The 12,073-nt window shown below is 41.5% G+C and carries 11 protein-coding genes; 5 read left to right on the top strand and 6 right to left on the bottom strand.

Annotated features, from left to right (window positions below; genetic code table 11):
* Positions 1-16: 16 nt before the first annotated feature.
* The 5 genes from CDG77_RS05625 to CDG77_RS05645 form a co-directional block, all read right to left on the bottom strand.
* Complete coding sequence (locus CDG77_RS05625) at positions 17-499, bottom strand: group I intron-associated PD-(D/E)XK endonuclease (protein ID WP_094328425.1); 483 nt, start codon at positions 497-499, stop codon at positions 17-19.
* Between the two features lie 438 nt (positions 500-937).
* Positions 938-1,891: an asparaginase gene (locus CDG77_RS05630; RefSeq protein WP_094328426.1), complete on the bottom strand. Its 954-nt coding sequence runs from the start codon at positions 1,889-1,891 to the stop codon at positions 938-940.
* A gap of 94 nt (positions 1,892-1,985) precedes the next feature.
* Positions 1,986-2,486, bottom strand: a complete 501-nt coding sequence (locus CDG77_RS05635) for a CGLD27 family protein (protein WP_094328427.1) — start codon at positions 2,484-2,486, stop codon at positions 1,986-1,988.
* Positions 2,483-2,941 carry a ribosome silencing factor gene (gene rsfS / locus CDG77_RS05640; RefSeq protein ID WP_094328428.1) on the bottom strand — a complete coding sequence of 153 codons (459 nt, stop codon included), beginning with the start codon at positions 2,939-2,941 and terminating at the stop codon, positions 2,483-2,485. The genes CDG77_RS05635 and rsfS overlap by 4 nt, the downstream gene beginning before the upstream one ends.
* A 515-nt stretch (positions 2,942-3,456) precedes the next feature.
* Positions 3,457-4,737 carry a glycosyltransferase family 4 protein gene (locus tag CDG77_RS05645; protein ID WP_094328429.1) on the bottom strand — a complete coding sequence of 427 codons (1,281 nt, stop codon included), beginning with the start codon at positions 4,735-4,737 and terminating at the stop codon, positions 3,457-3,459.
* Positions 4,738-5,040: 303 nt separating this feature from the next.
* Here CDG77_RS05645 and CDG77_RS05650 point away from each other — a divergent pair, with 303 nt between their 5' ends.
* The 5 genes from CDG77_RS05650 (at position 5,041) to CDG77_RS05670 (ending at position 11,187) form a co-directional block, all read left to right on the top strand.
* Complete coding sequence (locus CDG77_RS05650) at positions 5,041-6,282, top strand: DNA cytosine methyltransferase (RefSeq protein ID WP_094328430.1); 1,242 nt, start codon at positions 5,041-5,043, stop codon at positions 6,280-6,282.
* A 106-nt stretch (positions 6,283-6,388) separates the two neighbouring features.
* The gene (deoC, locus tag CDG77_RS05655) at positions 6,389-7,069 is read left to right on the top strand and encodes a deoxyribose-phosphate aldolase (RefSeq protein WP_094328431.1); all 681 of its coding nucleotides are present in this window, start codon (positions 6,389-6,391) and stop codon (positions 7,067-7,069) included.
* A 104-nt stretch (positions 7,070-7,173) separates the two neighbouring features.
* The gene (gene recO / locus CDG77_RS05660; RefSeq protein WP_094328432.1) at positions 7,174-8,058 is read left to right on the top strand and encodes a DNA repair protein RecO; all 885 of its coding nucleotides are present in this window, start codon (positions 7,174-7,176) and stop codon (positions 8,056-8,058) included.
* Positions 8,045-9,685 (top strand): MFS transporter, encoded by a 1,641-nt coding sequence (locus tag CDG77_RS05665; RefSeq protein ID WP_094328433.1) that lies wholly within the window; start codon positions 8,045-8,047, stop codon positions 9,683-9,685. The genes recO and CDG77_RS05665 overlap by 14 nt, the downstream gene beginning before the upstream one ends.
* 353 nt (positions 9,686-10,038) lie before the next feature.
* On the top strand, positions 10,039-11,187 hold the full coding sequence (locus tag CDG77_RS05670) for a glycosyltransferase family 4 protein (protein WP_094328434.1): 1,149 nt from the start codon (positions 10,039-10,041) through the stop codon (positions 11,185-11,187).
* A gap of 72 nt (positions 11,188-11,259) precedes the next feature.
* Here CDG77_RS05670 and CDG77_RS05675 read toward each other — a convergent pair whose 3' ends face one another.
* Positions 11,260-12,066, bottom strand: a complete 807-nt coding sequence (locus tag CDG77_RS05675) for a peptidase (protein ID WP_094328435.1) — start codon at positions 12,064-12,066, stop codon at positions 11,260-11,262.
* Positions 12,067-12,073 lie beyond the last annotated feature (7 nt).

A 12,073-nucleotide genomic window follows, 5' to 3' on the forward strand; every position in this document is an offset into this window, starting at 1 on the left:
TTTCTTCCAGAATAGATTAAAAACCTGCTTCTTGGAATTGAACAAGCGATCGATCGCAACTTTCTTTACCTATAGATGCCTGTAAAATTAATTCCCAAGCATTCCTATATGGTGCCGAACGCGGTTTGCGCTGTCTTTTTTCAGCTTCAACAAGGTGTACTTCGCTTCCATAATCTATGAACACATCTACGGGAAAGATATAGAACAGGTCAAGTTTTTCTATATATACTAGGGCAAAATCAAAGTCTGATAGCTGATATACTTCTCGAACCATCAGCCGTCTATTAGTTTTAGTGCGGCGATTATCTACAACATAATTCCCGGAAGGCTCATCCAACCAAGCATATTTGACTTGGATTTTAATTAGAGTTCCCTCTACATCAAATGCTAGATCGTAAGGTAGGCGATCGCCAAAAGGTTTTAAAACTTCCCAACCACGCTTTAAGGCATGAAGAACAGCAGCTTGTTCTGCTATGTCTCCTCTAAGCTTTGTGTCCATCTGCAAAATAAAAATAATTAAATAAAATAAAACCCCAGAATCTTTTCAAATTCAGGGGTTTTATTTTAATTTGGTGGCGGGAAGTGGATTTGAACCACTGACCTTCGGGTTATGCTTACCAACTACAACTTTCGTTGCCCAGTTATACTGGTTTGTGGTCTGGACTGTCCCTTCACCCTCGTCATTATCGTTAGGGTGTCTGCCTTCCAGTCTCTACACCTTCCTCATTTCTGAGGCTTGGTTCGGGATTACCGCGCTATTGGCTTCCCCGAGTTTGACAGATAAACGCACATAAGTTTCTTTACGTGCCGCCCATAGCAAACTTAACTAATAAGCGTGTAGTTAACTTTGCCCGTTGAGCCCGACGAGCTACCAGGCTGCTCTATCCCGCGTTGCTCTCGACTTATTTATAATAACCTATAGTCAAGAGTTTGGCAACTACAAAAACGATAATTCTCCAATTACTTCTAAACGTGTGTATTTTCCCAAGGTGGCAAACTTTTCTGAGAGGCTTTCGGCGGCACTAGGACTAATCCAACCCATTTGCTTAAGTAAGTGAATAGCAACGGCATGTTTGGCTCGTTTTGTCCCATCCATGACTTTGATTGCTAATCCCAAGCCTTCACCGAGTCTACCAATGCACTGAACTCCTTCGGCACCACTTTTACTGACTAGTTCCCCTGGAGTTAAGCGCATCAATTCCGTATCAAATTCTCCATCTCCTGCTACCATCGCGGGGTGATGAGTCATAGCCCGGACGATGCGCTCCATATCCAGATTGGTACTAGAGGCTAGTAGCGCATATAAAGATGCCATGTGACCTAGTTGCATCAAATAAGTTGGTGCGCCACAGTCATCATGAGCGCAGATAAATTCTGCGGCTGGCATTCGCAGCAATTCTGCTACTTTGCCCAAAATCAATTGCTGTATTGGGTGCTTGCGATCCAAGTAGTTATTTAAGGGCCAACGGCGTTGCTGACAAACAGCTAACATTCCTGCATGTTTTCCAGAGCAATTGTATTCCAAAGGACTGTGCTTACCTTCAGGAATTGGACACTGGAGTATGGTGGGGTCAAGATCGGCCCGCCACAGGATGTTAAATACCTGTCGGACTTGATCTATTCTTCCTTTATGGGAACTTGTGATAATTGCTAAGTCGCGATCGCTAAGGTCATAGCGTTCCAGTGTTCCTGTTGTAGTGACAGCGAGTGCCTGAAATGGTTTGAGCGCTGAACGGATAAATGCAGCAGTTTCAGAATTTCCGGCAACGGTTAAAACCCGTCCTCGTTCATCGCAGACAACGGCTTGGACTATATGCCTGGATTCAGTAATACCTTCCCGCAGCAACCGGACTTCCAATGCTGTGGCTTGAGTTCGTTTTCCCATTGTCATGGGTTTATATTTATTACCTTTTTTAATTAATTAGCCATTGGTCATTAGTCATTAGTCCTTAGCTAATGACTAATGACCAATGATTAATGACTCTTTAAAACAAATGCCAAACTATCGTACCAGTAACGTACATTCCCGCCAAGCCAGCAAAGGTAAATTGTAACCGCCGCAGAATAGGTTTGATTTCGTATGCAACAATTAAGCGATCGCGGTTAAGGATTTCCTGTGGTTTCGTCCAAGTTTGGCCGTCATACCACCCGGACTCTTCATAAAATACTGTGGGACTGCAAAGGCGATCGCACACGTAGAACCAGCCTAAGTACAACCTTACTAGTGCCAGTACCACCCCGACACTGGCGGCAGCCGCACCACAAAGGATAAAATGTGCAATATACTTGTGGGGAGGAAAACTTGCTGCGGCCACAGGGGCTGCGATCAGCCAAGATAAACCCCAAATCCAAGCTATTTTCGTGATATAATCGCGCAAATCTAAAGTGCTATCACGAAATAGCCAGGAAGTTTTTAACTCTTCGTACTCATTGAGTGGTTGTTGGTCTATGGGAACTGGGCAATTTGAAACCGAAGACCTAATCATGTTTGCTTACCTTCACCCTCATCAGATTCTGGAAGGGAAATACGTTCTGCATGAATCCAAAACGCTTCTAAATTATAAAACTCCCGTTCTTTGGGCATCATGATGTGAACGATCACATCACCGTAGTCTTGTAATACCCAACTCCCCTCGATTTTTCCTTCTGTCCTTATGGGACGACGTTGTAACTCAGTTTCGACTTTTCCTTCAATTGCTTGAGCGATCGCTCTGACTTGTACCCTAGAATAGCCAGTCATCATCACAAAATAATCGGCTAGGTAAGATACCTCTGCTACTTTGAGCAATAAAATCTCACCCGCTTTGCGATCTGATGCAGCTTCTGCTATTGTTGCAGCTAATTTTCCGCTCTCCTCTTCGGTATGGGCGTGGCTCTCTACCACACTCTTCGTCAGTGGGACAGATTGTAATGGGAAATTTCCTTGGAAATAATCAGTCATTAAACCTCAGGTGCTTTTTTCCTTTTGAAACAATTGTTTACATTTACTTACAAATCACAAACAATTGATCTGACAAATGTGTCAATAGGTTTTTTTGAATACTAACAAAAAAACAGGTGTTTATGGGGACTAGTTTAAGAATTGCTATCTACTAAAAACTACAATACAACACAGCAGATTTATGCCTGGTCGACCAAAAGTATGACTGGTATAAATGATTTATTAGTACCACTGGATACCAACTAATTCCTGTTGTCTAGTTAAAAAACTGATGTTCTCACAGATTGAATGAAGTGAAGCTGTGGAATTTTGGGTTCAAAACGCACCTAAAAACTAGCTTGTCTATTGCTCAATATCTTTGGGTTAAGCCTTTTTTCTTTCCCTCTGCTTCAACAGATACATTTCCTTAACCCAAACGTATTGGTCTATTGCTGTATATAAGTTAACCACCCTCAAAATCTGCTGCTATTTAGAGAGTGAGGGTATAATTGTGACTTTACGGAGTTGATGCACCCTCATGGGCTTTCTGCTCTAGATACTGTAACTCTTGTAGACTGAATTGCTCCATGCTCTGCTGTCAATGAGTAAAACAACGACTCATACTGATTTAAAGCTTGCTCAAAAGCATAGTTTTCAACGGCATATTGGCGACTTTTATAACCCAGAGTTTTGACTTTTTCGGGGTTTTGGTACAAATCTAAAATTGCCATTGCTAAAGCTTGGGGATCTTCTGGAGGAACGATCGCTCCGCCGCCACTTTGCTTGATTGCTCTTGCTGCTGTACCATTATCAGGCACAGAAGCAACTAATGCCGCTCCACTAGCAAGTAGTACTTGAATTTTTGACGGCATATTGAAAGATACAACATTTTTCTTTTGCACTACCAAGCCAACATCGGCAGCTGCCAACATTTCTGGCAAAGATTTGCGGGGTTGAAATGGCAGTAACAAAACATTATCTGCGCCGCAGTCTAGACATTCTTGTTGCAATCGCTGTAAACCTTTTGCCTCTCCAACGATGACAAAAACAATATCTGGGATATGGCGCAACACAGAAGCAGCTTTGATAACGCTTTCTAAGCCTTGGGTTAGGGCAATGTTACCAGAATAAAGAACTACAAATTTGCCATTTAGATTATGTGCTTCGCGGAAAGGGTTATTTTCTTTAGGCAAAGGACGGATAAAATTTACATCAACCCAGTTGGGAATTTGCACAATTTTGTTAGCTTCTACGCCTTTAGATCGCAAATTCTCCACAAACCCATCGGCGATGACACTAATTCTACTGGCAGTGTGGTAAGCAAATTTTTCCAACGCTGTAAATAACTTTATAAGCAATTTATTTTTCAGTAGACCGACATGAATGGCTGCTTCTGGTAATATATCTTGTAGATTTAAGATCACAGGACAAGCACGTAACCATCCTAAAAGAGCAACTGGTACACAGCTTGGCAAAGATGGCGATGTTGAGAGAATCACATCTGGATGCCAACCTAAGAGTGCAGGCACAAAACTAGTAACAACAAAACTAGCGTCTAGTAACACCCGATCTAATAGGTTGGGTTGGGGGCGAATCCAAACGTAACTGCGTTGGATTTGAACGCCATTTTTATATTCGTTGACATACCACTTGCCCCGATATTCTTGGTAAATTTGACGCTCAGGATAGTTTGGCATAGCGGTGACTACACGTACTTCATGCCCACGCTTCACTAGCCCCTCTGCTAATTCAGTCATCAGTGGGGCAATACCAATTGGCTCTGGATGGTAGTTGTAGGAGTAAATTAAAATCCGCATAAAAGTTAGTCTGAAGTACCCCGGTTTTTTGTTGAATGACAAATATTTGTCTTCAACATTGTTTTAGAGTTTAGAAGTTTTAGAGTTTAGAAACTCCTATATTTAATTGTGACTTCAGACTTTGTGTCTGTCAGGGATTTTCCTTAAAGATTGAGTAAACTTTCACGTTAGGTACTTAGAGAAAGTGTGAATTTTTTTGACTATTTAAGCAGTCTTAAAATTGTTCTTTTTTAATTGGTACGTAAGTAAAAACCCTAAGTTTTCCGATATTAATTAAGACTGTTTCATAATATTAGTTATTAAATGAGCGATCGCCCTTGTATTTTCTCCTTTTTTGCTGGTTCAGGATTCCTAGATTTAGGTTTTGAAAGTAGCGGTTTTAATATTGTTTACGTCAATGAAATTTTTTCACCATTCATGGCAGCATACCGTTATTCACGGCAGATTCTCAATCTGCCGTTGCCAGAATATGGGTATTATGACGGAGAAGCAGGAGATGTAACCCAACTTATTGAAGGTTTACAAATACAACATCTTTGCGAGTTAGTAAAAGACTGCCGTAAATCTAATAATATTGTGGGTTTCATTGGCGGGCCTCCCTGTCCTGATTTTTCCATTGGCGGCAAAAATAGAGGACGTTTAGGAGATAATGGCAAGCTTTCCGCTTCTTATGTTGAATTAATTTGTCGCAATCTTCCAGATTTCTTTTTATTTGAGAACGTTAAGGGGTTGTGGAGAACGACAAAACACCGTTTATTTTTTGAATCACTCAAGAAACAATTACTAGAAGCAGGCTATATATTAACAGAACGGCTAATTAATGCTATCGAATATGGTGTACCCCAGGATAGAGAAAGAATTATTCTGATTGGTTTCAGAAATAACTTTATCAAGGATATAGGAATAGAAATCGTTAGTGGCAATTTACTCACTGAAAGAACTTTTCCTTGGAAAAATAACATCTTATATCCTCAAGAAAATGTTTTTGCTTACCCTTGGCGTAAGTGCGATCCATTCAAAGAAAATTCTATAATGCCTTGTCCTGAAGACATCCCTCAAGAATTAACAGTTGAATACTGGTTTAGAAAAAATAATGTACTAAAGCATCCTAATGCTGAAAACTGTTTTCAACCAAGGGGAGGCATAACAAAATTTGCTGCTATTTATGAAGGAGATGATTCTAAAAAGTCTTTTAAGCGACTTCACCGATGGCGTTACTCTCCAACAGCTTGTTATGGAAATAATGAAGTACATTTGCATCCCTATAAAATCCGGCGGATTTCTGTAGCGGAAGCTTTAGCTATCCAATCTTTGCCTGAAAATTTTGTCCTTCCAGAGAATATGTCGCTCACGAATATGTTTAAGACTATTGGTAATGGCGTACCATATTTAGCATCAAAAGCATTAGCTAAAACTATTATTGACTTCTTAGGAACTGGTGTAAAAAATGCTGTTAATATTTCTAACCTTACTATGCCTAATGTCAACTTAAACACTTATACTAATTCCGCAACATCTACAAAGCCGATCTCCAAAATAAGTTAGCACTTTATTTTCAGGATAAACTCGTAATAAATATGGTTTAATATATATATAAGAAATGTTTTAATTTTTTATAAAGTTTAATAATCAATTACTGGCAGAAGACACGATGGCAGCAGACTATCCAGATATTGATATTGCGCCATTTATCGATCACGCCCTGTTAACGCCAACAGCTACTCCAGAGCAGGTTCAGCAGTGGTGTGAAGAAGCATACAGATTTAATTTTGCGGCCGTTTGCTTGTATCCTGCCTATGTCAAACAAGCAGTCGAACTCCTGCACGGCAAAAACCCGAAAGTGTGTACTGTTATTGGCTTTCCTTCTGGTGCGACGACTTCAGCAGTGAAACTCTATGAGGCTCAAGAAGCGGCGGATAATGGGGCCACTGAGCTAGATGTGGTAATGAATTTGGGCTGGTTGAAAGCTGGTAAAACTGAAGAAGTCCACCGCGAAATTGCCGAAATTTGTGAAGAGACTGGGCAAACTATCAAGGTAATTTTGGAAACCAATCTGCTGACAGATGCGGAGAAAAAAATAGCTGCTGAAATAGCTATGGAGGCGGGGGCAGCTTTCTTAAAAACTAGTACAGGTTGGAATGGTGGTGCAACAGTGGCAGATGTGCGATTTTTGCAGGAATTGGCAAAAGAAAGGGTGGGAATTAAAGCTGCGGGTGGTATCCGCACGATCGAGCAAGCTCTAGACTTAATCGTAGCGGGTGCTACTAGATTAGGCACATCTCGCGGTATCGATTTGATCCGCCAGCGCGATAACCTGGGAAAAGGTGAATAGTCATTTGTTTCTCCTCCTACGCTGTCGGTACTTTATGTCATTTGTCCAAAGTCGAAAACCTAATGACTAATGACCAATGACCAATGACTAATGACTAATGACTAATGAGTAGAACCTACAAAGCAACCGGAATTAATCTTAAAACTCAGGTGCTGGGAGAATCAGATAAAATAGTGACGATTTTGACACCAGAATTCGGTCTGATTCGAGCAGTGGCTCCAGGGGCACGTAAACACAACTCCAGCTTGGGCGGCAGGAGTGGTATGTTTGTTGTGAATGAACTATTGATCGCGAAAGGGCGATCGCTTGATAAAATTACTCAAGCACAGACGTTAAAAACTTATCCTGGTTTAGCTAAAGATTTGGGAAAATTGGCTGCTAGCCAATATTTAGCAGAAATAGTCCTCTCTCAAGCTTTGAGCGAACAACCCCAAGAAGAACTTTATGAGTTGTTCAATGAACATCTCCATCGCTTAGAAGCCTTGTCTAGTGCAAATGCATCTGGTGTTTTAGCTCATCTGGCTCATGGGGTGTTTCACCTTTTAGCTTTAGCAGGAGTAACGCCGCAAGTGCAAGTATGCTGCTTATCTGGGCGCTCTCTCAAGCCAGACTTTGCAGACCCCAATTGGCAGGTAGGATTTAGCATACCTGCGGGAGGAACGATTTGCTTAGAAACTAGGGAACGTTTACGAAAAGAGGGAGAGAGAGGTATAGGGGACCCCAAGTTGCCCATGCCCCATGCCCAAACAGTTGTTGTACATCGGCAAGAAATGCCTGTGATTTCTTGCCGTCTAGGTTCTATGGAACTGGCTTTGCTTCAACATCTGTCACAACCAGAGATAATGCAAATTGATGGTGCTAAAGACCATAACTGGTTATCTGTTGAGCAGATTTTGCGCCAGTATGCTCAATATCAATTAGGTCGCCCTATTCGCTCTGCTACCTTGATCGACTCTTATTTTGCTGCCAACCATGATGCAACCATCTGATTTGGATAAAAAAATCCTGCCTTTGTCACCAAGCCTCGCCAAAAAACAGAATAGGGTATCAGATCCTACAGTCAGGAATCACTTGAGTGCGGTTTCAAAGTCTACACCTAGTCAAATCAATAGCCAAGAGATATCCCCAAAAGAGGTTTCTAAAAACGATCGCAATGGGACAGCCCAGACCCCAAAAACTGATGTTTCAAGTGAATCAGAAATACAATCTGAGGACAAGTTAACCTCTGCCCAAGCAGATGGAAATGGACAAAGTTTGCCAGTAGCTACCACCTCAGAACAAGAACCACCAAGCTTAGATGGATCTGGTTCAGGTGGAGAAGCTATTACAGGGAATGTAAAACAGCAAGGGTTTTTGCCTGTATTAAAAAACCACAATTTTCTGGCTCTTTGGGGCGGTCAAGTTTTCTCCCAACTAGCAGATAAAGTCTATTTGGTGCTGATGATTGCTTTGATTAATACTCAGTTTCAGGCTAGCAATCAGAGTATTAGTGGTTGGGTGTCAGTCTTGATGATGGCTTTTACGATTCCAGCCGTACTATTTGGTTCCGTTGCTGGCGTGTTTGTCGATCGCTGGTCAAAAAAGGCTGTGCTAGTAGCAACGAATATTTGGCGCGGTATCCTGGTTTTGTCAATTCCCTTTTTGTTGTGGTTGACTCATGACTGGAAACCCATAGGAGTGCTGCCAGTAGGTTTTTTGATCATCTTAGGTGTGACTTTTTTAGTTTCCACACTGACGCAGTTTTTTGCACCGGCAGAACAAGCAGCAATTCCCTTAATTTTAGAAGAACAGGATTTACTCTCGGCAAATTCGCTTTATACGACAACGATGATGGCATCGGTGATTGTTGGGTTTGCTGTTGGGGAACCGTTGTTAGCGATCGCAGATCGACTTTGGTCGCAACTTGGTGGTAGTGGTAGTTTGGGCAAAGAACTTTTAGTAGGTGGTAGTTATGCGATCGCTGGACTAATTTTATTCCTCCTGGCAACTAAAGAAAAACACCACCACCCAGATACAGAATTCCCTCACGTATTCTCCGATCTGCGAGATGGTTTTGCCTACCTCAAAGCAAATCATCGCGTCCGTAACGCTTTGCTTCAGCTAATTATCTTGTTTTCTGTGTTTGCAGCATTAACTGTTCTAGCCGTTCGCATGGCAGAAATAATTCCCAACATGAAAGCCTCCCAATTCGGCTTTTTACTAGCAGCTGGTGGTGTTGGCATTGCTGCTGGAGCAACAATTCTCGGTCAATTTGGTCAACGCTTCTCCTATACCCAGTTAAGTCTGTGCGGTTGTATGGGTATGGCAGCATCCCTGATTGGTCTGTCAATATTTACAACCCAACTATGGCTAATCCTTTTCCTGGTGGCGCTATTAGGTATCTTTGGGGCATTAGTGGGTATTCCCATGCAAACCGCAATCCAAACAGAAACCCCTCCAGAAATGCGTGGTAAAGTCTTTGGTTTACAAAACAATGTAATTAATATTGCCCTTTCCTTACCTTTGGCACTAGCAGGTGTTGCAGAAACCTTTGTAGGATTACAGGCAGTTTTTTTGGGATTAGCAGCTATCGTCTTTTCAGGAGGTATATTAACCTGGTATAACTCACATAAGTAGTTATCAGCTAAAAGGAGTTATTATTCATTACCTTGAAGTAATTACTAATTTCCTTAAAGCTTTTGTGTTCATGGTAAACTGTGGTCAGTGAAAATTTATCATATACTTGTGGGATATCAATCTGGCATTAGTCAGAATAAGTTGTTTAAGTACCAGAGATTAGCAACTTATAAGTAAAATAAATAAAGCCATCAATCCATTGGTTTAATTAGCTTAAAAATATGCTTTTTAAACTATAATGTGATGGGAATTTTTAATAAATAAAAACCAGCAAGTATAGCTAGATAAAATAAAAATCACAAAGGGCACACAAGTAATAGCTCAACCCTGCTTTTCTTACAGCTAAATAAAGAATGCGTATAGCCTGGATTGGAAAAAAATCACCCTTTTGCGGCAATGTAACCTACAGTCGAGAAATTACAAATGCTTTGCTAGATAGGGGACATCAAGTTAGCTTTCTTCACTTTGCCCAGGAAGATTCTGAACCTGACAATTGGCCAAATCTTCGAGAGGTTTCTTTGCCTTTCATTTACAAGTCTCAGGTTTACACAATCCCCACTTTTAAAGCGACCAAACTTTTAACTGAGTCGTTGCGGGAAATCAAGCCAGATGTAGTCCATGCTTCCTTGACGTTATCTCCTCTAGACTTTTTTCTACCGGAAATCTGTGAGGAACTGAGATTACCTTTAATTGCCACTTTTCACACACCGTTTGCTGGCAAGGGGGCAAAGCTAGTATCGGGAACACAACTTTTGGCTTATCAGCTTTACGCACCTTTTTTAGTTAACTACGATCGCGTGATTGTATTTTCCCAAATTCAGCGAGAATTATTGGCAGGGATGGGCGTAAGGGAAGAAAATATTGCCGTAATTCCCAATGGTGTTGATACCGTTAAGTATTCTCCAGGATTTTCTCAAATCAAAGCGGAATTTAAAGCCGAACGCTTGTTTGTCTATCAGGGTCGCATAGCACCTGAGAAAAATGTTGAAGCCCTTCTCCGGGCTTGGAAGCAGTCTGCGATGGGGCCTGGTACTAAGTTGCTAATTGTTGGCGACGGCCCTTTAAAGTCTTCTTTAGAGCCGTTTTATGGTTCAGAATACGGCATTATCTGGTTGGGATTTGTTGCTGATGAAGACAGGCGCATTGAGATTTTGCGCGGCGCAGATGTATTTGTTTTGCCTTCATTGGTAGAGGGTTTGTCCCTATCTTTGTTAGAAGGAATGTCATGTGGGTTGGCTTGTTTAGCAACAGATGTGGGTGCAGATGGAGAAGTATTGGAAAAGGGCGCAGGTGTAGTTATTAGTACTAAAACAGCGCGATCGCAGTTAAAAACCCTTTTGCCTGTGTTGCAAGATCATCCAGAGTTAACAACTTTACTAGGGCAAAAAGCCAGACAGCGTGTATTAGACCGCTATACCCTCAGTAAAAATATTACTCTGTTGGAAGAACTTTATAAAGAAGTGTTAGCACAGCGACCTCTACCGCTAAGTCGGAGAGCGTAGGGAAAGGGAAAAAGTGCGTAGGCGTAGCCCATCGTTCGCGTAGCGTCTCGCAGAGAAGATATCGCATTTCGATCAATTAATCTTTGAATTATCCGTTGAAGACCATCCTAAACTAGTTGGTTGTTCATAAACCCGCTTTAGAGTATTGACATCTCTGGAAGAAATAGGTAACGGGTTACGAACTTGGGAAAAGTATAAAGCATCCGTTTGTAGCGGACTGTGACCCCAAATTCCTAGCGCATGACCAAATTCATGGCGGGTAGCTGCAATGAGATACTCACCTATTTGACTAGGACTTAACAAGATGGTGAAGCGGTGGGATAAAACATTGTTGCTGGTGTATAACTCGTAAGTAGTTTGTGCCGATCGCGCACGAGGTATATTGCTACCAGGGGAAATTTGTAGAGGTGGCACTTTTCGCGCGATCGCAATATCAGCAATTTCTGGCTGTTCGACTATTATCAAAGGCAAATAAGTATTCCACTCCTGTACACCTTGCAAGACACTCTTAACCCATACTTGAGCTTGTTTTTCGCTGATGGCTTTTGGTAGTTCTACGTAAACTCGAACGGGAAATTGTGACCAGACTAAATAACCTACTTGGGTTGTTGTGATTTGGGAAAAGTAATCACCACTGTTTGTGCTATCTTGCCACTGTGCAAGTGTGGGCGGTAAGGGATGGGGTTTTGGGGTGGAGAGAGAGATTACTGAGTCTGAATATACATATTTTGGTATTATTGTAAACCCATCACTCGACTGAAGATTAACAAAAATGATTAACAGCCCTGTGCCAAGAAAAAAGGCAAGGGCTGTAATTAACTGCCGTGAAATTAAATTTATTAGGGTGTTAACTATTTGGTGTTGGGTTTTTTTCCCCATTGACCTA

The sequence above is a fragment of the Nostoc sp. 'Peltigera membranacea cyanobiont' 213 genome (assembly GCF_002245975.1).
Taxonomy (GTDB): Bacteria; Cyanobacteriota; Cyanobacteriia; order Cyanobacteriales; family Nostocaceae; genus Nostoc.